Annotated in this window: 27 protein-coding genes; 15 read left to right on the top strand and 12 right to left on the bottom strand. The window is 42.5% G+C overall.

Going from position 1 to position 23,857, the window contains the following annotated elements; genetic code table 11:
* Positions 1–67 precede the first annotated feature (67 nt).
* Genes garD through RTX25_RS11480 form a run of 3 tightly spaced genes read left to right on the top strand, consistent with a single transcriptional unit; the run spans position 68 to position 3,761 of the window.
* Positions 68–1,579, top strand: coding sequence for a galactarate dehydratase (garD, locus tag RTX25_RS11490; protein WP_312653805.1), 1,512 nt, complete (start codon positions 68–70; stop codon positions 1,577–1,579).
* 26 nt (positions 1,580–1,605) lie between these two features.
* Entirely contained in the window at positions 1,606–2,502 is an 897-nt protein-coding gene (locus RTX25_RS11485) for a dihydrodipicolinate synthase family protein (RefSeq protein ID WP_312653803.1), read from the top strand.
* A gap of 11 nt (positions 2,503–2,513) precedes the next feature.
* Positions 2,514–3,761: a glycerate kinase gene (locus tag RTX25_RS11480; RefSeq protein WP_312653802.1), complete on the top strand. Its 1,248-nt coding sequence runs from the start codon at positions 2,514–2,516 to the stop codon at positions 3,759–3,761.
* 345 nt (positions 3,762–4,106) lie between these two features.
* Here RTX25_RS11480 and RTX25_RS11475 read toward each other — a convergent pair whose 3' ends face one another.
* Positions 4,107–4,481 carry a PH domain-containing protein gene (locus RTX25_RS11475; RefSeq protein ID WP_312653800.1) on the bottom strand — a complete coding sequence of 125 codons (375 nt, stop codon included), beginning with the start codon at positions 4,479–4,481 and terminating at the stop codon, positions 4,107–4,109.
* A 240-nt stretch (positions 4,482–4,721) separates the two neighbouring features.
* Positions 4,722–5,261 (bottom strand): hypothetical protein, encoded by a 540-nt coding sequence (locus RTX25_RS11470; protein ID WP_312653798.1) that lies wholly within the window; start codon positions 5,259–5,261, stop codon positions 4,722–4,724.
* A gap of 338 nt (positions 5,262–5,599) precedes the next feature.
* Here RTX25_RS11470 and RTX25_RS11465 point away from each other — a divergent pair, with 338 nt between their 5' ends.
* From RTX25_RS11465 to RTX25_RS11450, 4 genes are all read left to right on the top strand, one after another.
* Positions 5,600–5,863, top strand: a complete 264-nt coding sequence (locus RTX25_RS11465; protein ID WP_312653796.1) for an ATP-binding cassette domain-containing protein — start codon at positions 5,600–5,602, stop codon at positions 5,861–5,863.
* Between the two features lie 355 nt (positions 5,864–6,218).
* Entirely contained in the window at positions 6,219–7,259 is a 1,041-nt protein-coding gene (locus tag RTX25_RS11460) for an LD-carboxypeptidase (protein ID WP_312653794.1), read from the top strand.
* 111 nt (positions 7,260–7,370) lie between these two features.
* Positions 7,371–7,814, top strand: coding sequence for a GNAT family N-acetyltransferase (locus RTX25_RS11455; protein WP_312653848.1), 444 nt, complete (start codon positions 7,371–7,373; stop codon positions 7,812–7,814).
* 254 nt (positions 7,815–8,068) lie between these two features.
* Positions 8,069–9,220, top strand: coding sequence for an SH3 domain-containing protein (locus tag RTX25_RS11450; RefSeq protein ID WP_312653792.1), 1,152 nt, complete (start codon positions 8,069–8,071; stop codon positions 9,218–9,220).
* Positions 9,221–9,367: 147 nt separating this feature from the next.
* Here RTX25_RS11450 and RTX25_RS11445 read toward each other — a convergent pair whose 3' ends face one another.
* Positions 9,368–9,796 (bottom strand): hypothetical protein, encoded by a 429-nt coding sequence (locus RTX25_RS11445; protein WP_312653790.1) that lies wholly within the window; start codon positions 9,794–9,796, stop codon positions 9,368–9,370.
* 285 nt (positions 9,797–10,081) lie between these two features.
* Between RTX25_RS11445 and RTX25_RS11440 the strand changes: the two genes are divergently transcribed.
* The 7 genes from RTX25_RS11440 to RTX25_RS11410 all read left to right on the top strand — a co-directional run bounded on the left by RTX25_RS11440 (position 10,082) and on the right by RTX25_RS11410 (position 17,408).
* Positions 10,082–11,989, top strand: coding sequence for a cation-translocating P-type ATPase (locus tag RTX25_RS11440; protein WP_312653789.1), 1,908 nt, complete (start codon positions 10,082–10,084; stop codon positions 11,987–11,989).
* Between the two features lie 55 nt (positions 11,990–12,044).
* The gene (locus RTX25_RS11435; protein ID WP_312653787.1) at positions 12,045–12,263 is read left to right on the top strand and encodes a heavy-metal-associated domain-containing protein; all 219 of its coding nucleotides are present in this window, start codon (positions 12,045–12,047) and stop codon (positions 12,261–12,263) included.
* Between the two features lie 50 nt (positions 12,264–12,313).
* A complete protein-coding gene (locus RTX25_RS11430) occupies positions 12,314–13,024 on the top strand; it encodes a Crp/Fnr family transcriptional regulator (RefSeq protein WP_312653786.1) in 711 nt (236 codons plus the stop codon).
* 214 nt (positions 13,025–13,238) lie between these two features.
* A complete protein-coding gene (locus RTX25_RS11425) occupies positions 13,239–14,525 on the top strand; it encodes an L-serine ammonia-lyase, iron-sulfur-dependent, subunit alpha (protein WP_312653784.1) in 1,287 nt (428 codons plus the stop codon).
* 146 nt (positions 14,526–14,671) lie between these two features.
* A complete protein-coding gene (locus tag RTX25_RS11420) occupies positions 14,672–15,418 on the top strand; it encodes an ion transporter (protein ID WP_312653782.1) in 747 nt (248 codons plus the stop codon).
* 689 nt (positions 15,419–16,107) lie between these two features.
* Positions 16,108–16,983 (top strand): group II intron reverse transcriptase/maturase, encoded by an 876-nt coding sequence (gene ltrA / locus RTX25_RS11415; protein WP_312653780.1) that lies wholly within the window; start codon positions 16,108–16,110, stop codon positions 16,981–16,983.
* Positions 16,929–17,408 carry a group II intron maturase-specific domain-containing protein gene (locus RTX25_RS11410; protein WP_312653778.1) on the top strand — a complete coding sequence of 160 codons (480 nt, stop codon included), beginning with the start codon at positions 16,929–16,931 and terminating at the stop codon, positions 17,406–17,408. The genes ltrA and RTX25_RS11410 overlap by 55 nt, the downstream gene beginning before the upstream one ends.
* Positions 17,409–17,557: 149 nt before the next feature.
* Here the strand turns inward: RTX25_RS11410 and RTX25_RS11405 are convergent, their stop codons facing one another.
* The 9 genes from RTX25_RS11405 to RTX25_RS11365 all read right to left on the bottom strand — a co-directional run bounded on the left by RTX25_RS11405 (position 17,558) and on the right by RTX25_RS11365 (position 22,992).
* Positions 17,558–17,965, bottom strand: coding sequence for a hypothetical protein (locus RTX25_RS11405; RefSeq protein ID WP_312653776.1), 408 nt, complete (start codon positions 17,963–17,965; stop codon positions 17,558–17,560).
* A gap of 106 nt (positions 17,966–18,071) precedes the next feature.
* Complete coding sequence (locus RTX25_RS11400; RefSeq protein WP_312653774.1) at positions 18,072–18,809, bottom strand: hypothetical protein; 738 nt, start codon at positions 18,807–18,809, stop codon at positions 18,072–18,074.
* Positions 18,794–19,534 carry a MerR family transcriptional regulator gene (locus RTX25_RS11395; RefSeq protein ID WP_312653772.1) on the bottom strand — a complete coding sequence of 247 codons (741 nt, stop codon included), beginning with the start codon at positions 19,532–19,534 and terminating at the stop codon, positions 18,794–18,796. Before RTX25_RS11395 ends, RTX25_RS11400 begins: the two co-directional genes overlap by 16 nt.
* Before the next feature lie 103 nt (positions 19,535–19,637).
* Positions 19,638–19,958, bottom strand: a complete 321-nt coding sequence (locus RTX25_RS11390; RefSeq protein ID WP_312653771.1) for a hypothetical protein — start codon at positions 19,956–19,958, stop codon at positions 19,638–19,640.
* Positions 19,959–19,971: 13 nt separating this feature from the next.
* A complete protein-coding gene (locus tag RTX25_RS11385; RefSeq protein ID WP_312653769.1) occupies positions 19,972–20,163 on the bottom strand; it encodes a hypothetical protein in 192 nt (63 codons plus the stop codon).
* A 56-nt stretch (positions 20,164–20,219) separates the two neighbouring features.
* Positions 20,220–20,675, bottom strand: coding sequence for an immunoglobulin-like domain-containing protein (locus RTX25_RS11380; RefSeq protein WP_312653767.1), 456 nt, complete (start codon positions 20,673–20,675; stop codon positions 20,220–20,222).
* A gap of 65 nt (positions 20,676–20,740) precedes the next feature.
* Positions 20,741–20,899: a hypothetical protein gene (locus RTX25_RS11375; protein ID WP_312653765.1), complete on the bottom strand. Its 159-nt coding sequence runs from the start codon at positions 20,897–20,899 to the stop codon at positions 20,741–20,743.
* A gap of 139 nt (positions 20,900–21,038) precedes the next feature.
* On the bottom strand, positions 21,039–21,449 hold the full coding sequence (locus RTX25_RS11370; RefSeq protein WP_312653763.1) for a hypothetical protein: 411 nt from the start codon (positions 21,447–21,449) through the stop codon (positions 21,039–21,041).
* 100 nt (positions 21,450–21,549) lie between these two features.
* Positions 21,550–22,992, bottom strand: coding sequence for a MerR family transcriptional regulator (locus tag RTX25_RS11365; protein ID WP_312653761.1), 1,443 nt, complete (start codon positions 22,990–22,992; stop codon positions 21,550–21,552).
* A 390-nt stretch (positions 22,993–23,382) separates the two neighbouring features.
* Between RTX25_RS11365 and RTX25_RS11360 the strand changes: the two genes are divergently transcribed.
* Positions 23,383–23,748 (top strand): DUF5412 domain-containing protein, encoded by a 366-nt coding sequence (locus RTX25_RS11360; RefSeq protein WP_312653759.1) that lies wholly within the window; start codon positions 23,383–23,385, stop codon positions 23,746–23,748.
* Positions 23,749–23,857 lie beyond the last annotated feature (109 nt).

The raw sequence follows: 23,857 nt of genomic DNA, 5'->3' as shown, positions 1-23,857 counted from the left end.
AAGATGAGGATATTCTATATAATCTGGATTATTAGAATATCCTTTCGTTTAGCCGAAAGGATAAATTATGAGTAGTAATGTAAGAGTGATAAAAGTCCATCCTAATGACAACGTGAAGATCGTTGTCTCAGCAGATGGATTGAAGAAAGATGAAATCGTGGATGAGATTCTGGTCAGGGAAGATATTCCTCAGAGTCACAAAATGAACCTGACTGATCTGAAAGCTGGTGATCCGGTCATTCGTTACAATGAAATCATCGGATATGCGAATATGGACATCATTAAAGGCAGCTGGGTTACAGAGCATAGGCTGAATCTTCCAACGCCACCAAAGCTTGAGGAGCTGAATCTTGCCACAGCTGTACCAGAAAAGCTTCCACCACTGGAAGGTTACACATTCCTTGGATACAGAAATCCGAACGGCAGTGTCGGAACAAAAAATATGCTTGGAATCACTACTAGTGTCCAATGCGTTGAGGGTGTTCTTAATATTGCAGTGAAAGAATTGGAAAAGAAACTTGAAGACTATCCAAATGTTGACGGTATTATGCCGATCAATCATAACTATGGCTGCGGGGTGGCGATCTCGGCAAAAAACGCGGAAATACCCATAAGGACAATCAAGAATCTTTCAGAGCATCCAAACTTCGGCGGTGAAATGCTGTATGTCGGGCTGGGCTGTGAGAAGATGATTCCTGAAAGAGTATTTATGGATCTTAAGGACAATAATTACATCATGCTTCAGGAACATCATGGTTTCCAGGCAATGGTAAAAGACATTGTCGATAAAGGTGAAGCGATACTGAAAAGACTTGATAGGAGAAAAAGAGAAGTCTGTGATGCAAAGGAACTGGTCATCGGTCTGCAGTGTGGAGGAAGTGATGCATTTTCAGGTGTTACAGCAAATCCTGCAGTAGGTTATGCATCGGATCTTCTCGTTCGATGCGGTGCAACTGTTCTGTTTTCTGAAGTCACTGAAGTCCGAGATGGAGTACATCTTCTGACACCTAGAGCCGAGACTGTCGAAATTGCTGAGCGGATCCGCGAAGAAATGGCCTGGTATGATGAGTATCTTGACCTGGGTCATGTGGACCGGGATGCAAATCCGACACCGGGCAACAAGAAAGGCGGACTTGCCAATATCGTGGAAAAGTCACTGGGTTCTATTGCGAAATCGGGCAACAGTGCCATTTCTGATGTACTTGGTCCAGGACAGAAGGTAAGGAAAAATGGTCTGATCTTTGCTGCGACACCTGCAAGCGACTTTGTCTGCGGAACGCTTCAGATGGCATCGGGCATCACACTTCAGGTATTTACAACTGGAAGAGGAACACCTTATGGACTAAAAATGATTCCGGTAATAAAGGTATCCACCAGAAATGAACTGAAGGAGAAGTGGTTCGACCTGATTGATGTCAATGCCGGCACCATTGCCACAGGAGAGTCAACAATTGAAGATAAGGGTTGGGAAATCTTCCGTCTGATACTGGATATCGCATCCGGAAGAGAAAAATGTTTCGCAGACAAGCTGGGCATAGAAAATGCCATCTGTCTTTTCAACCCCGCTCCAATTACATAAGATAAGCATATTTAGGAGGAAATATTTTGGATATTAATGATTTAAAAGGTGTCATTCCACCAATCGTGACACCTGTAGATGAAAACGAGAATGTAGACGAACAGGGCCTGATGAAAGTAATTGACCATGTTCTTGCTGGAGGCGTCCATGGTGTATTTGTTATGGGCAGCAATGGCGAGTTTTATGCTATGGATGAAGATAATCAGAGAAAGGCAGTGGAAATCACTGTCAGACATGTTGATGGTAGAGTTCCGGTTTATGCTGGTGTAGGTGAGATTACAACAAAAGCTTGTATCAGACTTGTCAAACAGGCAGAAGAAGCGGGAGCAGATGCTGTAACGCTTCTTACACCTATGTTTATCAAGCTCACTGACCAGGAGCTGTATGACCACTTCAGAGAAATTGCAGAAAGTACAAAGCTGCCTGTTCTTCTCTATAACAATCCGGGGAAAACCGCAAACAATATCTCTGTAATACTGGTCAGAAGACTCGCTCAGATTGATAATATTATTGGAATAAAGAACACATCGCTGGATTTTGCACAGACAATCAAGTTTATTGATGCGACAAAAGACATTGCAAACTTTAAAGTGCTTGCAGGTTCAGATTACTATATTTATGCAACTCTTGCATACGGTGGAGCAGGATGTGTTGCTGGTACCGCTAATGTCGCACCTGCACTTGTTTCCGATATTTATGAGAAGTTTGTATCTGGAGATCTAGAAGGATCACTTAAGGCGCAGTTTGACCTGATTCCGCTAAGAGATACCTATGATTACGGCAGTTTTCCAGTAGTTATGAAAGACTGTCTGAATCTCATGGGTCTAAATATCGGACACCCAGTCAGACCAATTCAGCACTGTACGGAAGAAAAGATAGAAGAGATTAAGGAGATTCTTCTGAATCTCGGTCTTATTTCCTGAGGAGAAAAGAAATGAATATAAGCAGAGATGCTAGAGGCATCATTGATCAGTCGATTAAAAGTGTGAAACCCGATGCAGCGGTAATCAGTGCACTTGAGGATAGGTTTTTTGGCGGTAAAGTCGTAATCATTGCAATTGGTAAAGCGGCTTTCAATATGGCTGACGCAGCTTATGGGATTCTCGCAGACCAGGTAACCGGAGGGGTGGTCATTACAAAATATGGTCATGCCGAAGGGACTATTGGAAATCTTGACATCGTGGAAGCTGGACATCCCATCGTTGATCATAATTCGGTCAAAGGGACGAAAAAAGTTCTTGAAGTCACTGAGAAACTGGGTGAGAAAGACCATGTAATCTTTCTTGTCTCAGGAGGAGGATCTGCGCTTTTCGAGCTGCCGATGGAGGGAGTGGAACTGGAAGAAATTATGGATATCACCGATCAGCTTTTAAAAAGCGGAGCGGATATCGTAGAGATCAATACTGTTCGGAAACACCTTTCAAAAGTTAAAGGCGGAAAGTTTGCGGAGCACTGCAGGAACACCAATATTTTATCCATCGTCCTCTCAGATGTTATCGGAGATCCGCTTGATGCCATCGCATCAGGTCCTGCATATAAAGACTCTTCGACAAGCGCTGAGGCACTGGATATCCTTAGGCAGTATCAGATCATGGTTGAGCCGCACATCCTTGATGTCTTAAAAACTGAGACACCAAAGGATGTCAGAAACTGTGAAACGGTGATTGCCGGGAGTGTCACAGCTCTTTGCAGAGCTGCTGAAGAAGCGGCATCAGAAAAAGGCTATACTCCATATCTTCTTTCATCAACAATTGACTGCGAAGCGAGAGAGGCCGGACGATTTTTCAGTGCAATAGCAAGGGAAATCAGAAATGGCACATCCTCTTTCAAAGCACCATGTGCAATCATAGCAGGCGGAGAGACCGTTGTTAAAATCAAAGGAAGCGGACTTGGTGGAAGGAATCAGGAGCTTGCTCTTTCATGTGCTCAAGGAATCGAAGGGCTGAGAGATACACTGTTCTTCTCTGTAGGCTCTGATGGAACAGACGGTCCTACAGATGCAGCGGGGGGAATTGTGGATGGAGAGACCGCAGCTAAACTTAGGGATTCAGGAATACCGCTTGAAATCTATCTGGACAACAATGACAGCTACCACGCTCTGGATAGGGCAAATGGGCTCATTATGACTGGTCCAACTGGCACAAACGTCAATGACCTGATGGTTCTGCTTGTCAGCTTATAAAGAAAAAGCGGTTTCTACATGATAGGTGCTGTGTTACTGATTCAAAAGGATTACATAATGCTATGATGCCTACATCTTTTTGTCCAGACCGAAGAAAAGTATCTGGATGTCTCTAATCACAGGTGCACAGTGGGGCTGAACCATCTTGCTTTTCATGCAGCAAGTTTGAACAAAATTCTACTTATTACCTGAAACAAGATAAAACCTCTCATTCCATTTAGTAATGGTATGAGAGGTTTTACTGATAAGATATTTTCTCTTAATATGAGGACTTAGGATTTGGCAAGGTGAACCTAACTTTTATACTAGATATTACTGCGCAAAAAACGACTTTAATGGATATTCTTAAAGTACTCTTTCAGAAATCATGCGGCAAATACCACTAACATCCGCACGGCTCACAAACTCGAACTTCACTTTACCGAGTCCTGAAAACCAGATCTCAAGCTCGCTGTCCAGGTCGAGAACGCCTGCAGTTTCAATGGAGAAAGCCTGGATCTTGCTGTAGGGAAGTGAGGAGATGTCTTTCTTTTTACCTGTAATCCCTTGAACGTTGATGGCGAAAATTCGTTTGCTTGTAAAGACTACACCATCACGAAGTCCCTGATAGGAGGCTTGGATGATCTCCTCAGATACCAGGAGTGGTGAAATAAGATTCGCAAAGGAGTTGTCACTCACGGGACGCAATTTCATAAACGAGGCATTTTGAAAATCAATCATACTTTTTCTCCTTAATATTTTATTTTTGGTTAAGAATGTCTAGATGAAAAGTTTCCAATGTCACTTGTTACATGTAAACAACAATACTCCATAATGACATCAGCACTAATTCTATTCTACTCCAGATATCATAACTCAATCAATACAGTTAAGATTTCTGCTTGCTATGCTCCAGACTGTAGAATCTAGTAAGCTGTACCACTGTTTTGTAAGATTTCGAATAATATCAGATACCAGCACTTACCTTTTATTGATCAGTATTCTGCTATCAAAGTCTGATATTTTCTGTTTATGGTCCACGTTGTACAGCATAACCCAGTAGAAGTCTTCACCGTCAACCCTAAACCTTTTAACTGCCTGTCTTGAGCCTACCCCCAACCGATCATCTCCCATCGGGAGGGTATAGATTACTGGAGTATTGGGAACGAGATTAAGTGGTTCACGATCGATTTGGGTTCTCAAACTCAGTTTCATCCCATAGGTTCTAACCCCTATGGAACTATACCAGGAACGATCAGGTGTATAAATATCTTTACCGCCATTTGTAATTGTATAACTGATACCGGATTGATCTTCTAACAACTGGAGATTTTCAATTCCCCAACCTTGGGTTTCTTTAAATTCATCCAGGGTCAGGGCATTGCTCATGAATAGTGCATCCTTTCCAAGCAAGCCAAGTACCTGTTCGGAATTCCTATTATAGAAGTCTAGACCTAGTAGAATGCAGGTAAATAAAGCAATAAACAGTACACCTTTCATAAATTCATTATCTCTTGACAAACCATTGCACCCCTTTGCATTAATTTTAAAATAGTATTAGGTCAGATTAATACATTATAAATATATTTAAAATAACAACATATGCAACAATATAATTATATATTTACTACATCAAATATTACAAGACTTTTACGTATTGATTTAGATCAAATTATATATTTCTGATTGTTTGACACTACATCTATATAAATATGCAAGGTTGTGTCTGAGTGATACGAGAACATTTATATTTTTTAAGTTGAGGGTATAGCATTGAAACAATGTGTGATTATAGTGAGTGAGGAGGTTGACCTTGAGAAACTGGATGACTGCCTGTTAACTCTGGCCTTGGAAATCTGGTGACAGATTCGGATGTGATTTATCAGGTGACATTAGGTAAGAATTTCGATGAAAATGGCAGGGACTTCTCTGGCGGAGAAGAGCAGAAGCTTGCCATAGCTAGAACATTATATAAAGACGCACTAATTGTTGTCCTGGATGAACCGACGGCAGCCCTTGATTCCATAGCCGAATATGAAGTGTACTCAAAATTTGATTCACTTGTTAAAGACAAAACGGCAGTATTTATCACACAAGCTGTCTTCCTGCAAGTTCTGTCATAACATCGCTGTATTTCATCAAGGAAAAATCGTGCAGTATGGAAATCATAATTCTTTTGTCACAGACAAAGAAGGAAAGTATCATGAGTTATGATGTGCCCAGGAAGACCATTATATCTATAGGTAAGGTCAGGGCAGCATCTGTCAAGGGTGTATAGAATGATCGTCACTCTTAAGGGACTAAGCACCCCTTTTTTTCATTGCCTGGTTCTGCCTGATTCATGTTGAATGTCAAGCATGGTGAAATCGGCAGCTGGCATGCACAGATCATTCAATAAGAAGGATATCTGACACCTTTTTATTTTTCATATATGATGGTATCCTATGGTTAACATATACTCAAAAAGGAGTCATGAGGATGCTTCAATTAACTAAGCCATCGGCACTTAAAAGAGGAGATAAAGTCGCAACGGTCAGTTTATCCTGGGGCGGAGCAGGAGACAAGGAAATTCTCTGGAGATACCATCAGGGAAAGAAAAGACTGGAGGAGGAGTTCGGCCTTATCGTCGTCGAGATGGAAAACACGCTGAAGGGCACTGAATACCTCTATCAGCATCCGGAGAAAAGAGCGGAGGACTTCATGAACGCATTCCGGGATGAAACCATCAAAGGCATATTCTCCTGTATAGGCGGGGATGAGAGCATCAGGCTGCTTCCGTACATTGATTTTGATGTCATAAGGGATAATCCCAAAGTCTTCATCGGATATTCCGATACGACGGTTGCCCATATGATGTGTCTGAAAGCAGGTCTTTCAAGTTTCTACGGAGCCGCCGTTCTGTCTGAGTTTGCAGAAAATGTGGAGATGTTCGACTACACAAAGCAATGGATTCATGAGGTGCTGTTCAGTTCGGAAAGGATCGGGGAAGTTCCTCCTGCCGAATGCTGGACAAGTGAGCATTTAGCATGGGAGGAAACAAATCGGACGACTATCAGAAAGACCATTGAGTCTGAAGGTCTGGAAATGCTCCAGGGTTCGGGCAAAGTCGAAGGCAAGCTCATCGGCGGATGCATTGATGTACTTGAAGTGATTAAAGGGACTAAAATCTGGCCGGAAGAAAAGATGTGGGAGGATACGATCCTGTTTCTTGAGACGTCGGAGGAAACTCCTCACCCGTCTCAGGTAGAACACTGGCTCAGAAATTATGGTGCTCAGGGCATTTTTGAGAAGGTGAGGGGTGTGATCTTCGGCAAACCCTATGACAACAGGTATTATGAAGAGTACAAGGATGTCATCAGAAAAGTGATCCGAGATGAGCTGAAGCTTCGGGATCTTCCGCTTATTTACAATATGAATTTCGGACATACCTCACCGATGATGGTGCTGCCCTATGGTGCCAGAGCAGAGATTGACTGCGATGAGATGAAGTTTTCCCTTCTGGAGTCGGGCGTGGTATAGGCATACAATCAAAATGTGATCTAAGGAGCAGATGAAAAAATGAAAATCGAGAGGATCTCAATAGAGCGCTTATATCTAAGGAACTATAAGAAATCGGATGCTTAATTTGTCATCAGCATCTGGAATGATCTGGAGATGGGGAAATACATGCCGGATCCATCAATAGAAAACATGGATGAAGACTACCGAAGAGTGTATGAAACACTGGAAGAAGATGAGATGTGCTGCTACCTGATTTCCGAATCGTCAGATACGGGGAAAAGAATCGGAACATGCAGCTTTGTTCCCAGTAAAGACGGTTTAACCTACGATCTGGGCTACTGTGTACATATGGAGTTCTGGACGCGAGGTTATGGCACGGAAATGGTGCAGGGGCTGATCGGCTATGCAAAATCCAAAGGCGCAAAGATAGCCAAAGCATCAGTCAACAAGAAGAATGGTGCTTCAAATGCGATCATGAGAAACTTCGGATTCAAGATCGTCGGTGAAGCGGAGTTTGAAAAAATGGGTACAGATACGGTGATGGAAACCTATCTCTACAGCCTGGAGCTGTAGAGGAGAAGTCATTTATGTATACTTCAATCAGGCGGCTGATCTTATTAAAGTGAGGCTGCTTTTCTGTTATCCCAAAAGAAGCTTCACCTCAAGATGACAGATCCTTTAAAAGACCCCAAATGTTAACCTTTGTGATAACAATTTGAAATTTATGAAAGCACCCCTCATGCTAGAATCAGTTATCAGGTAAAGAGTGATCAGATTTCGTATCTGATGTCCTGCGACCAGGATAATATTATCCGGGAGGTAATAGTATGAGCAAGAACAGTGTACTCAAGTTGCTGCTTATTACTTCTATTTCGCTGATTGTCTTTGTCGCAAACATTTTTCTCGTTAGCCCCCATTATGATATGAGTAGAGTGAAACTGGATGCTGAATCCGTTACTGTTGCTGCAAGTGAAATAAAAGTGACGACTGCGAGCCTGAACATGAGAACAGGTCCTGGAACAGGCTACTCTATCATCCTTGTCATTCCTAAAGGCGCAAGTGTCAGTGTAACAGGGTACTCTGGAGTCTGGGTAAAAGTCACCTACAGCGGAAAGAACGGATACTGCCATACGGATTATCTCAAGGATCAGGCTGTGACAACCGAAGTAAGGTTTACGACTGCAAATCTTAATATGAGAACAGGTCCCGGAACTGGTTATGCCATCCTACTGGTGATTCCGAAAGGATCAGAGGTCAGAGTGATCAGCACTGCAGACGGGTGGTCTAAGGTTGTCTACAACGGTAAGAGCGGATACGCAAGTTCAGCTTATTTGAAGGCTTCAGGCACGGTTTCGCCGGCAGGAGCATATGTCTATACTACAATTTCAAGCCTTAATCTCAGATCCGGACCGGGTACAGGTTATTCTATCATCTCTGTCATTCCTCAGGAAACAGCCCTTTCTGTCCTTGGAAGTGCTGGCGGGTGGTTCAAGGTTATTTACTCAGGGAAGACAGGATTTGTCAGCGGAAGCTATGTCTCTGTAAGTGATACGAAAGCCGCAGCGGAAGCCTTTGTGAACGGTAAGGGGCTTACAAGCGCCACCGGATACCTCATCTGGATCAACACGAAAACCATCCACACCTATGTCTTCACAGGCAAGGCGGGCAGCTGGAGAATGGTGAAAGATATGCTCTCCACTGTCGGGAAAGAATCAACCCCGACAATAAAAGGATCCTTTACGCTTCTGGCGAAGGGAAGCTATTTCACGGTGGATGGTCATGATGACTGGATCTGCAGATACTACAGCCAGTTCTATAAGGATTACCTGATTCATTCTGTTGTCTATAATAAAAGCGGTCAGCTGATTGATGGACGATTAGGAATGAGGCTGTCAAAAGGATGTGTCAGGGTTTCACTTGCAAATGCAAAATATATATTTGACACAATACCAAAAGGAACGAGAATTTTCATAAGCTGACTCGGATGCTCCGAACTTAAAGGGTTTAACAGCAAAAAAACAGATGCTCATCTCAGCATCTGTCTGCGGGAGAAGACACATGTCTTCTTCATTTTTCGGTTCTGATGAAATTTATTCCTGATCCATTTTCTGAAAGTGCATGACAGGTTAATAACCTGCGAATTGTTCACCGATGATTTTTTCAATGGCTTCAATGATGTCGTCGTTTTCTCCTACATACAGGACAATGATGTTTTCAGTCTTGTAGAAATGAGGATAGGATACCCAGCTGACTTCTACAGTATTTCTTCCATTATGATAACCCGTTCCGCCTGCATCGATGAAGGAGGCGTCTTTTTCCATATGCTGGTTACTTTCATACAGGTAGACTGACAGGTTTTCTGTTTCATCGACAGTGACCCATTTACGTTCACCTTCCAGAATATCCTTCCCTACATCTTCTTCGGTTACGGTGAAATTCATGTCTTCCAGTTGTCTGATGAAGTCTTCATACGCGTCTTCTGATATCTGACCTTTGCAGCCGGGCAATATCAGTGCAATGAATGACAGTAAGAGGACAAATACGATTTTTTTCATTAAAAGCCTCCTCGTGAATCAGTTCAATCTTAATGATGATTTCTTTTGGATAGGATTTAGGTTTTCTTGTTACTGACAGTAATATATATATATTAGTCTACCGTACCTGTAAGGGATATACAACAGCTTTTTTCGTGATGAAGTAATCGGCATAAGGGGTATCTTTATTCAGATTGCTGTTTTCTTTTTTCGAGACTTACCTCAACGAACTTGATGCGCATCAAGGTACCATACTTCAAACTGTCCTATGATAGAGACAAGATAAAGAATGAGGGAGTGGAGAAAATGCAGATTATAAATAAATACAAGAATCAGATTACAGCAGTATCCTTTGTGCTGATCGTACTCGGATACATCTTCGGGAATATGGGTGAAACAGGGCTAAAGGATTATTCACTGATTACAGCAACGCTCATCGCAAGTATTCCCATAGGGATGAAAGCCTACCAGAGTCTTCGGATGAAGGCGTTCAGCATAGAGCTTCTGGTCATCATCGCGGTGGTCGGTGCGCTGTACATTCATGAATATGTGGAATCGTCCGTCGTGACATTCCTCTTCCTCTTCGGTGCGTACCTTGAAGCGAGAACCCTTGAGAAGACGAGATCTTCTCTTAAGAGTCTTCTGGATCTTGCCCCTCAGGAAGCTGAAGTCATAAGAGGCGGAGAAAAGATCATCGTTGCCGTTGAGGATATTGAAGAAGGAGAGACTGTATCCATCCGATCAGGCGGCAAGGTTGCAGTGGATGGTACCATCACAAAAGGTGAGGCACTGATCAATGAAGCGGCCATCACCGGAGAATCTGTACCTGTGACAAAAACTATAGGAGACAGACTATTCTCGGGTAGCCTTGTGGACCATGGCTATGTGGAAATGACGGCAGAGAAGGTGGGAGAAGACACAACCTTTGCCAAGATCATAGAACTTGTTGAAGAAGCTCAAGAAGCCAAATCTAAGGCAGCAAGGTTCCTTGACAGTTTTGCTCAGATCTATACCCCGGCAGTGGTTATTCTGTCGCTACTCGTCTATCTCATCACACGAGATCTCCATATCTCCATCACGTTCCTCGTTGTGGCATGTCCCGGTGCGCTTGTTATAGGGGCTCCGGTGTCTAATGTGGCCGGTATCGGAAACGGAGCCAAAAACGGCGTCCTCGTCAAGGGCGGAGAAGTCATGGACAGGCTCTCTAAAGTCGATACCATCGTATTTGACAAGACCGGAACCCTGACAAAAGGAAGACCTGAGGTCACAAAAATCGTCACTTTTGGTGGTATGGAGGAAGAAGAGCTTCTACGCTACACAGCGTCTGCTGAAAATGTTTCCGAACATCATCTGGGACAGACTATCGTGAAGGAAGCGGTAAAAAGAAACAATACGGACTTTGAAGAAGCGCACAATGTCAGTGTCATTAAAGGTCAGGGAATCCTTGCTGAAGTTGCTGGAAGGACAGTTCTTGCAGGAAATAGAAGCCTCATGGAGCAGAATGGAATCAGGATTTCAGAAAGAGAAGAGGAACTTGCGACCATAGGCGAGAAGGAAGGAAACACAGTGGTATTCAGCGCTGTGGATAGTACCTTGATGGGACTCTTCATGATCAAGGATCAGATCAGAGAAGATGCGTATTCATCACTGAAGGAATTAAGAGCGGCTGGGATCAAGAAGATCATCATGCTCACAGGAGACAACAGACATACGGCAAAGCTTGTCAGTGATGAACTGGAGCTGGATGAATATTATGCGGAGCTTCTGCCGAAGAATAAAGTGGAACATATCGAAAGGCTGAAAAAGGAAGGAAGGATCGTACTTATGGCTGGAGACGGCATCAACGATGCACCGGCAATCGCTACAGCGGATATCGGACTTGCCATGGGAGACGGAGGAACGGATGTGGCCCTTGAAACAGCAGATCTTGTGCTACTGGGAGACAACTTCTCAAAACTCACCCATGCCTATACCTTGGCCAAGACAACCATTAAAAACATGAAGCAGAACATCTGGTTTGCCGTAGGCGTTGTGGTGCTCCTTCTCTATGGCGTACTGAACGGATCCATCCATCTTGCCGAAGGGATGTTCATCCATGAAGCCAGCGTCATCCTGGTCATCGTAAACGCCATGAGGCTGGTAAAATTCGGAAAGAAGAAAAATGAAGAAAGAACGAAGGTAAAAATGAGAAACTTGACGGACGTCAAGGCGTAGAAGAGAAAGTACAGATACAATGAAGATAAGATAAAACCATTAGGAGGAATTTAAAATGAAAAAAGTAGTTATGCAGCTGGAACCCTTAACCTGTCCCACCTGCGTGAAGAAAATCGAAACCGTTCTCCATAAAACAGAGGGAGTGGACACTGCTACAGTGCTGTTTAATTCAAGCAAGGTAAAAGTATCGTATAATGAAGAGGAAGTCAGTGCCAAGGATCTGAACAGAAAAATCATGAATCTTGGTTATGCAGTACTTTCCATGAAGGAATAGGCGTAGAATAGTAAGAGAAGAAAATACTAGAACTTAAGGAGGAGATCATTATGAATGAAGAAAGGAAAGGGCCAGGCTGCGCCGGGCATGGCGGACTGAGTCATGACAGCTGCATATCCCTTGTACCCATATTCAATCACCTCACTGACGAACAGATGGAGGAGATCTCCTCCCATACCCATGCTACCCACTTCAGAAAAGGAGAGACCATCTATCGCGCGAATGAGCCTTCGGATTCTCTCTATATCATCAGTAAGGGCAGAGTGAAGATCTACAGGATCTCCGAATCGGGCAAAGAGCAGATCCAGAGAGTGCTGACACCAGGAGACTTTACCGGAGAGCTTGCGCTCTTCAGTGAAGACATCCATGACTCCTATGCAGAAGCCATGGAAGAGACGAACATCTGCGTAGTAAGAAGAGAGGATCTCAAGGAGCTTCTCGTGAAGTATCCTACCATCTCCATGAAGATTCTATCGGAATTTTCAAGGAGGCTCGGTGCATCGGAAAAGCAGGCGACGAGCATAGCGAACGAAAAAGTGGAAACAAGGCTTGCCATGTATATCGCTGAGACCCTTGACCGTTATGGCGAGGGAGCCGAGGTGACAATGCCGATGCTGAGAAAAGACCTGGCTTCCCATCTTGGGACGACACCTGAGACCATTAGCAGAAAGCTGCTGGAGCTGGAAGAGGCAGGAATCATTCTTCAGCTGCCTAAGAACAGGGTGAAGGTACTTGATCTGGATGCACTTCTTCTTGTCTGATGGAGCCCACAGGGATACACCTGTATTATTTTGAATCCATATGACCGCCAAAGGGAAAAGTATTCTCTTTTGGCGGTATTTTGTTAACCAAAATAGTCCGTTTACGGTAGATGCAGACACTGCCTCTTGATATAATGAAAGTGAAGAAGAGAAGGGCAGGATAATCCCTTCTTACGAATATTTTGGGGAATAGTCATTAATGGGGGGAAGTTATATGTTAGAAAAAGCGTTCCTTGACATACTGGATCAGGAACTGGTGGTGGCACTTGGCTGTACGGAGCCGATAGCGATCGCTCTTGCATCGGCTGTTGCAAGCAAACATCTTAAGGGAGAACTGAAGTCGCTTGAAGTCTATGCCAGCGCAAATATCATCAAGAACGCCATGGGCGTAAGTATTCCTGGTACGGGGAAGACCGGAATGAATCTTGCTGCGGCTCTTGGTTCACTTGGTGATTCGGAGAGAAAGCTGGAGGTGCTCTGCGGACTCAAAGATGAGCACATCAGTCAGGCGCTTAAGCTCATAGAAGAAGGAAAGATCCAGATCAGAAAATCGGATAATCCGAAGAAGCTCTATATTGAAGTTCTGGCAAAATCAGAGACTTCAACTTCAAGGGTGATTATAGAGGACAGACATACCAACATCACACTCATTGAAACAGATGAAACCATAGTCTTTACCTCAGATGATATCCCGCAATGCTCAAAGTCTGACGAGTTTTCGTTTATGAATATCGACAGCATCTGGGATTTTATCCAGGAAGTGGATGTCAGAAAGCTGACCAAAGTTGAAGAGAGCATAAACATCAACAAGAAGATTGCAGATGAAGGGCTTCTGAATAATTATGGACTTCGTGTCGGAAAGACCATTTATGAGGGGATACTGAAAGGACATCAGACCAATGACCCGGTTAATTATGCCATGGCCCTTACAGCAGCGGGTTCAGACGCCAGGATGGCCGGTTCATCCTTAAGTGTCATGAGTAACTCAGGAAGCGGAAATCAGGGAATCACCGCCACCCTTCCGGTCATTGCCTACTGGGAGAAGCTGGGTACGTCATATGAGGACCTCTTAAGAGCAACGGCTCTTAGCCATCTTGTGACCATCTATATCAAGACGAAGTTCGGAAGGCTTTCCGCTCTTTGCGGGGCAACCATTGCCGCCACCGGCGCAAGCTGCGGAATCACCTATCTTCAGGGCGGAAAGAAAAAGGAAATCCTTGGAGCCATACAGAACATGCTGGGCAATGTCACAGGCATGCTTTGTGATGGAGCCAAGGGAGGCTGCGCACTTAAGGTGGCAACCTGTACAAGTGCAGCATCACTGTCCTCTTCGCTTGCAATGAACGGTATAGCCATCGGATGCACCGAAGGGATCATTGACAACGACCCGGAGAAGACCATCGACAATCTCTGCCTTTTAAGTAATGAGGGAACCAAGGAATCAGACAGAATCATTCTGGAGATCATGTTGGACAAGGAAAACAGGCTGATCAGAAACTGATGACTGATCTAAAAGACAGTTCTGCATACAGAGTGGATTCAGTTACTGATATAAGAGTCGAAACTCTCCGGATAAAAATGACATAGGTTAACTGCTGTTCTGTGGACTTTGAAAGCTGAGGATAATCCTTATCAGGAGGTCAAATTATGGCATATAACAAGAGTCTGTACTATGAAATCGTCATGTCGCTTCTAGCCGTTGTTACTGTCGTGATTACACTGATGGATCTTTCCGGCAATATTTCCGCTGACAGTTATCTGCTGAATATTGATACGGCAATTCTTCTGATATTCGCTGCGGATTATTTTCTGCGGCTGTATCTGTCCAAGAATAAAACGGATTACGTTAAAAAGTACATCTTTGATCTCATCGCGATTATTCCTTTCAGCGCATTTTTCAGGCTGTTCAGAATCGGTCACCTCATCAAGATCATAAGAATTACAAGATTCACGAGAGTGACAAGGTTTTTCAGGCTGGCTGTCTTTCTTCGGAAGTTCAATACGATTTCCCGTTCATTCGTCAGGACCAATGGACTTGTTTATGTCATCTATCTGACTTTTACGAGTGTGATTCTAAGTGCAGTTGCCATTTTCTTTGCAGAGAACGGTAAGAGCGTTCATTCATTTGCCGATGCCCTATGGTGGTCCTTTGTGACAACCACCGTAGGCTTTGGAGAAATATCTCCTGCAACGGGTATCGGTAAAATCATCGCAGCAGTGCTTATGCTGACGGGAATAGGCTTTATCGGTATGTTTACCGGAACTGTAGCTACATTTTTCCTCTCACCAAAATCCAAAGCTGCAGATGAACATTCACGGGTTCTTGATCTGTCGGATTTAAGCGATGAAGATTTTGATGCGGTACTGAATATTGTTAAAGGGTTAAGAGACTGATATGAAAGCGTGATGGTCCCAAACATCATACCAAAGGAACTAAAAAGAAAAATCTGAAAAAGCCTATAACAATGAGATCCTTAGCGATCTCTTTGTTATAGGCTCTTTTTGCGGATAGTCTTGGAAATGTTGCATAAAAAGGATTCGCAGGAATCCTTTATTTAACGATGCGTGCCCAGCAAGCCGTTAATTGCTAACTGGTGAAAGTCCAGTCTGAGTAAATACCAAGATGCTCAGTAGCTATCAGGCGACTGGTGGAGAAATCCTAAGGTTGAAGCCCTGTGATAAAGTACCGACCTCAAGTCGGGCGAGCAAACCAGCAGGTTGTAACATCAAGTGAATTCTGCAGCTTCGTCAATAATCACCGCGCAAGCGGACAAGGAGAAGCCGAACCTCTATCGCATGGGTGAAGGCCACGGACGGTGCCATGAACTTGGAAGTCAGCACCAAAGAATCTCCCGGAGTACGGGAAGCGACATGCTGGGAAAGTAGTAAACGGAACTGGGGAGACCCTCCCCGTCACGACCGCACGGTCGTAGACTGGAACCCTATAAGGTGATGCCGAAATGGGAACCTGGCGGAAGGGAGTCAGAGGGGAACATAGTACTGTTGAACATCCGGACAACATAACCGGATGGAGGGAAGGGTCCCTGCTATATATCAAGAGTTGGAAAGGAGCGAACTAACACATGAATGTCCGAAATATGACTAATGCCGTGTTGAAACAAAAAGCGGAACGCTTCTCGACAACGCTATATCATTGTGCCAAGGCGAACCCTAAGCGGAAATTCCATGCCTTGTACGACAAAATCCACCGGCCAGACATCCTGAAGACCGCGTGGCTCAAAGTGAAGAGCAACAATGGAAGTGCCGGAGTCGATGGAATCACCATCGACAAAATAGTGAACGAGATAGGAGAAAACCAGTTTCTGAACAATCTGTACAAGAAACTGAAAACTGAGACCTATCATCCAAGCCCTGTCAAGAGAGTCTGGATTCCCAAGGCGAATTCTCAGAAGATGAGGCCGCTGGGCATACCGACAATAGAAGACAGAGTAGTACAGCAGGCAGTCAAGTCTGTTCTGGAGCCCATCTTCGAGACCACTTTCAAGGACTCGTCCTACGGATTCAGACCGAAACGAAATGCCCATCAGGCCATGAAGGCTATCCGAAAAGCCAGTCAGAAAAACTACTGGGTTGTGGATGTGGACATCAAGGGCTACTTCGACAACATCAACCACAAGAAGCTGATGCTGCTGGTGGAGCAGAAGATATCCGACAAACGGATTCTTAGGCTCATCAGAAACTGGCTGAAGGCAGGGGTCATGGAGGACGGAAGTCTGGAACGGTCTGAACTCGGTTCACCACAAGGCGGGGTAATTTCTCCGCTTCTGGCGAACATCTATCTGAATGTACTGGATCACCTCTGGGAAAAGAGATTTCAGCATCTTGGAACACTGGTGCGCTACGCTGATGACCTGGTCGTGATGACAGGTCAAAGCGGGACGCCATGGAAACCTGGAGTATACTCAAAGGGATATTCCATAAGCTGGAAATCGAGATGAATGAGGAAAAGAGCAGAGTGGTGAACATCTGGGATGACAAGAACGGATTCGACTTTCTAGGATTCCATAACCGCAAGTTCCCGAGGGTGAAGAAAGGCGGAAAAATATTCTACTTCATGGAACATATCCCCAAGAAGGGAGCCATGAAGAAAATGAGAAGCATGTTCAGGGAGTATATCTCTCCTCGGAACAGGCTCCATTGGGATACGCTGGATTTCATTCCGGGACTGAACCGGAAGATCAGGGGTCTGAAGAACTATTACGATATCTCTGTGCTCTCTGCCAGATGGCTGGCAAGAATCGACTGGTACATCAGAGGGCTGATGCTCCTTCACTATAACAAGCGTCGTAACAATGGAAATAAAAGAAGCAACTGGGAAACAGTCAAAGGACTGCTTGAAGGTAGGCTTCTGAAACTCGCTTAGAGAGTAACCGTAATGCACATGACGAAGAGTATAGGAAAGCCGTATGAAGGAAAACTTCACGTACGGTTTGATGAGGGGATGCTGAAAGTAAACGAGCGACCCGAAAGGGTCACCCGTTGAAATCAGTGTTCTACTCTATGATGAAACTCTTACTTGCTGTTTTCTCTTCCACCGAAATAATACACATCAAAATTTTCGTCTACATAATACTGACCATACAGTTTTCCATCTGTATGCTTCATGATCAGTTCTCTTGAGATAAAAAGATACTGATCAGAAGTAAATTCATGTGATTCATCAAGTTTACCGTCACGGCCGTACCAGTGTGCTAAACCTGCTGGACTAGTAGGGAGTTCTCCCGATGGACTTGTAGGAATTAATCCGCTTTTAATATCAACCAGGTTATCGGCCAGATATTCTTTGTTTTCTTTAGGCAGTTCTTCTTCAAGTATATTGATGTGTTCTACAATTCTCTCAAGTGTCTCTGGTTCTTTCTCGCATCCGGCAAATAACTGAAGAGCGAGAATGGTTAGGATAACAGCTAAATATTTCTTCATGGAACCTCCTGATTAAGCATATTGTGTGATTGCATTTTCGTAGATATAATACTGATTTAATTTTAACAGCGGATTGATGAGGTTCTTACACTCTTACAAAATGGTGTCAGTTTTCTTCAGACGGCAGTTCTGAAGTATTTAGAACTGAGAATTCCTCCCTGTAGCGGATTTCTTTATTTTTATCATCTCTGAACAGGTAATCTGTGTAGTTTAGAAGGTTTTCAGTTTCCACCTTATTCTCAAGAGCAATACCGAAATTAGAATAAGTAAAGTCCTTTGTGGACTTCTGATAGATATCCATCATGAATCTATCAATTCTCTCGGGTGATTTAATGCTGAATCCGCCAAAATCAGCCAATGAGAGACTTGTAAGCATCATATAGTCTTGATGGGAGACTATCCGAATATCTGTATCTTCTACCTCAACTACAAAGGAAACCCCCTGAACGATACCATCTTTTAATTTGAAACGAAAAAGTGGTGGGAGGAAATGGGCAGGAAGATGATCATTCAGGATATCATAGCTATTAGTTCCCCATATTCCTGATTCCAGCAGTTTATGGTTACCGAGATCAACATCATAGAAGTCAGCATAGTGCATAAAATTATTGGTGAATTCTTTAACTGTGAGCTCTCCAGTGTGAGGCGGAGTGATGGTTGAATAGAGAGAAGAGGCAAATAGAGCGAAGACTATGATATATCCTGCAGCCAGAGGGAGAAACCGATATAGTTTTCTGTCTTTCATGCGGTAGGATATATTTTCGTCCCAGGAGAGAATCTCGCGATTTTTGAGACGGTCATATGAAATATCATGGGTAATTATGCTGATTACAGGGAGTGCCAAACCCATCCCTTAATAGCAACTTCGAGGGTCCGGTCAAATGCTTCCTTGTAACTCAAATGTTCTCCATCTTTATTTTCAATGCTAAGGCCAAGAATAGACTTTCCGGCTGTAGTTTTTGTTCGATGAAGAAGGACAGGTTCAATAAGAATCATGATGAGCATGGCAGCGATCAAGTCAGTAGTATACTGCCATCCTGTTCGTGATAATATGCTGATATTCATAACAAAGATCTGAGAGATTATCCAGATAAATAGGTAGAGCGTGAAATCGAAGGACCTTGCGAAGAATCTCCGGAAGGGATCATAAAACATGGGAAGTTCTTCGGTAAACTTAAAATATCTGCTGCCGTCTTCATTCAGTGAATGGTCGATTTCATGGAGATACTTCATGAAATTGAGCCTCGTATAGTTGATCTCATTCTTATAGATGGAAGAGCAGATGTTTCGTGCAAGACCAATATCATCTTCCTCTTTATCCAGTTCTTTAATCTGGGCTGATATGATGTCTCTGAGATTGGTTTTCCCATGAATCAGTGATCGTATATCCACAAGGGAGATATGGAGACTACGAAGAAGCTTTATCTTCATAAGCTGATCCAGATCTGTTTCTGAATATTCCCTATATCCATTATCTGTACGGGAAGGATCAAGAAGACCTTCCTTTTCGTAGTATCTTATGGTAGCCCTGTCGATACCTGAGCAGGATTCCATCTCTTTAATCTTCATGTACTCATTCCTTTCCGTATGTTAGCTCAATTGTAGTCTATCAAGGGACTTTACAGTCAACCCTTTTTTCAAGATTATAATGAATTACATAAAGATAATCTTCTTAGGATATTGCTAATTCAGTGATTTTCACCACAACCATAATGATGACACATGCAGGTAATACAAAGGGAAGAAAACCATCTTTCAGAAGCAATAGTCCTGCTGAAAGGAGTGATCCAAATAGAATCTGAATGCTGTATCTTAATTTCAGGTGACTTATAATTGTTTTCTCAGAAATCTCTTTTTCGAGAAGTTTAGTTATATAAACATCTTTGATGTCATAGATTTCTTTTCTTGCAATCAGGAGCTCATATAGTCTGTAGAGTCCGATTAGTATAAGTAAGGTCAGAAGTATTCCTATTATGATATATGCGATAATCATTTTTCCCTCCTGCTTATTGAAGATTCATGTATTTTGTGAAATCAATTTCCGATACTTCATTGATGAATAAAAACATGGATATGAATATGAGAATAGAGCTCAACAGTAATTTAATCAGCCTTCCTTTTTTATTTTTCTGTTCTTGTGTGTCGTTCATCCAGATGGTGCTTCCAATCCCAATGATGGCATAAAGAAGTGCTTTCATTCTTTTCCTCCTATATATGTAATTCGCAAATATTAATGGTGAGAGCTCACTTATTGCTACAACTCAAATTCTCTGACGATATAGTAAAGTTCATCACCGGGTTCTTCCCGATTGAAGAGCTCATTATATTCTGTAATATATATTTCTTTGATCAATCTATAATCACCATTTTTCATGTTTTTCCAGTGCTCAAGAGGCCAGCTGTTTTCCTCTTTACTTTCAGGAGATAAATCATAAAGTGGTGCTGGAAACTCAGCAAGATTTGCTTTATCTACCTTATACCACTTACCGAATCGTTTTCTTTCAAGCCGGATGTCTGCGCCGAAATATATTCTTTGATCAGACTCATTGACCAGATTGAAATTCAGTTTGTCTTCAAGAGGTGTTACTTCACTGATGGAGACACCAGGTACATTATTGATCTCCAGATCACTGACATAGGATTCGTTTTTGCATCCTGTAAAAGCTATTGAAAGAAATACTGCTATAAACATGAGTGTCATCTTTTTCATATTCGGACCTCCCTTAATTTAAACCAATTATCTCTTATTATCTTGATATATCTTAGTTTTCCATATTAACCTGGTGAGAGCATACTCCAAGGATCAGGGCATATTCTGATAACTGAGAGGATCCGCGCATGGGGAACAAAGTGTTTGTTCTTTCCCGCATCAATTCCGACCACCAGCGTTTCCGGATTAATTTGCAATAGCTTGTCATTTTGTGTACTATCCATTTGGAGACTCCTTTCATACTTTGAATTTGTGCCTTTCTTGCCTTGGATCAGCACACTTTCATTGTATTGCTAAGGGTCTCTTTTTTCAAAGTCCAGATATTTTCATTACAGGAATGCTCCAATATTTATCTGAAGTGAACTAGCCGATAAAAGTATTGTATTCAGATTTTCTATACCACTCTCGAGCAGCTTTTATACTGGTGAGATATAGAGCTGTACTGAACCAGTGGATTTCTTTAGTGGGAAAGAGAAGTGTACCAAGGACAATGATTAATGGAAATATCATCTGAGTCAAACCGTATCTCTCTATACCTTTCAGCATTAACCCATAATCTGATTCATCTGGAAACAGCTTTTCAATATAGGCATTAATCAGATCAATGTCTCTTCTTTTAATTCGAATAAACCACCATAGCGACACAGCAAATACAATCATCCAAAGAAACACTACAATATAGGAGAAGCGGAGTTCACCACTGGATAGCGTATCTCGATATTCAAGATATGAGGCAAGATCAGGATTGCTAAGTAGTGAAGTCAGATCATTCATGTTGCTTATTTACCTCCACTGATTATTATGTATTCAAATATTATCGATATTATCATTATAATAAGGTTTACATATTTTAACAAATAAATATATAGCAAAGTCATTCTGTGATAGTTACTGAAAATTCCTGTCTGAAATAATAGTCATCATAGCCTCTGTCCATACGCATGTAGTCATGCCCATCGTAGTAACCAGAATTCTCAATCCTGTTTGTTATCAGTAGACCGCCTGCTTCAATTGCAAAGGATTCAAAAGGCTTTCGCCATATTTCATCGATAATTGCCTGATCACTATCCGTCTGCAGGATAGACTGATTCTTTCCTTTCAGCGCGAGGCTAGAGAGCATCATGAAATTCCTGTTGGATTCTATCCAGAGATCAGTTTCTTCAACTTCCACCACGAATGAAATACCCGTGACAAGGCCATCTTTCTGTCTGAAGCGGACGACAGGCGGAAGCAGATAATCAGGAAGAAGGCTTGTTCTGTGATCATACTTGACGATCTCCTGCCAGGAACCATTCTTGTCCAGATAAAGATTGCCGAAGTCCATATCGTAGATTTTTGCATAATGGTTGAAGTTCTCGGAAAACTCTTCTACTGTAAGATCTCCCTTGTGAGGGGGAACATAATAGGAAAACTCGACAAAGCTGAACACAAGAATTAGAAGGACATTTGCAAGACCGAAGACGACGAAGCGGTAGATCTTTCTGTCTTTGATCCTGTAGGATATCCCTTCATCCCAGGGCTGTATCTCACCATTCTTCATCCGGTCATAGCTCGTCCAATAGGTGATGAAACTGACAAGCGGAATAGCAAGTCCAAGACCTTTCAGAGCAACTCCCCATGTTCTGTTGAACGCCTCGATATAGGTTAGTCTATTTTCATCGGCATTCTCTATACGAAGACCGAAAATGGCTTTTCCTGGAGTCGTTCTGAAGAAGTGGAGTAGAACAGGTTCAATAAGAATCATCATGATGATGATGACGATGAGATCAAGATAGCCGATCAGTCCTATACGTTCTCCAACATTGACATGAAATATCTTTACCAGAACGGCATGCCAGAGAGTAAGATAAAGTGCCAAGTCGAAACCTCTTGCAAGAAATCTTCTCCAGGGATCGTAGACCATAGGAAGTTCTTCCTTAACCTGGAAGTACTTGCTGCCGGATTCTTCAGCTGACCTGTTGATTTCGGAAAGGTATTTTTCTGCATCGAGCTGTTCAAAATTCATTTCATTTTTATAGATTGTTCGGCACATCTCTTTTGCATAGGTGATGTTTTCTTCTTCGCTGTCCAGAAATTTCGTCTGACTGGATACAGTATCCCTTAAACTTGTTTTACCCTTAATGAGTGATTTAATATCATCCAGCGTGACATGAAGACTTCTAAGCAGTTTGATTTTCATAAGAAGTTCCAGATCTTTCTCTGAGTATTCTCTATATCCATTATCCGTACGCAGAGGTTCAAATAAACCTTCTTTCTCATAATATCGTATTGTTGCCCGGTCAATTCCCGAGCGGGATTCCATCTCTTTGATCTTCATGATGTACTTCCTTTCTTCGTTGCTACCTTCATTGTAGACTATCAAGGACCTTTACAGTCAACACTTTTATTTCAAAAAGTGTGAAATCATATTTTTAGACTAGCTGTCTGAATTAAACGGATATAATTTTTTAGGGAAAAAGAGTTTTAACTGGTAAAGCATACTCAAATAATAATATAATAACTATGAAAGATAAATAGAATATATTCTTTAATAAACAATAGCGAAGGTGCAGACAAAAATTAGTTTAATATCATGATTTTGATTAATCAGTAGCTCCCCACCTCGTTTTTTATACTTGAATAGATCAGATCCAGAAGAGTTCGGGGTTGGAGGAAATACGGTATAGTTACTATAACAATTGATTATAATTAAGAGGAGATAGTGAGGATGAAAAAGAACATAATCATAACTGCTGTTACAACTTTTCTAGTAACGGTCATGCTGATTGCTTTTGGTGTATACTGGGCGTTTTTTGATATGAGCAGATTACCTGAAGGTGTTCTGATTAATGAACTGGAATCTCCGGATGGAACCTATACTTTGAAAGCTTATCATGTTGAGGGCGGAGCGACCGTCTCTGATTCTGTGAGAGGAGAGCTGATTTTCAATAACAGCTCTAAAAGGTCTAAGAATATCTACTGGAATTACAGGGAGGATTCAGCATCAATTAAATGGATTGACGATAATAAGGTTGTCATCAATGGAATAGGTCTAACTGTACCGAACAGTAAGTTTGATTTCAGAAACAGGTGACAGATGAAACAGATCTGATCTTGAGACACTTGAAACGTTTCAGCAGCAATAATTGGAGTCGTTGCAAAACTAGGTAACCTGGTTTTATAACGGCTCCTTTCTGTTGTCC

Source organism: Proteiniclasticum sp. (assembly GCF_032054185.1).
Lineage (GTDB): Bacteria > Bacillota > Clostridia > Clostridiales > Clostridiaceae > Proteiniclasticum.
The sequence above is the reverse complement of the archived record's forward strand: the minus strand, read 5'-3'. Positions and strand labels throughout refer to the sequence as shown.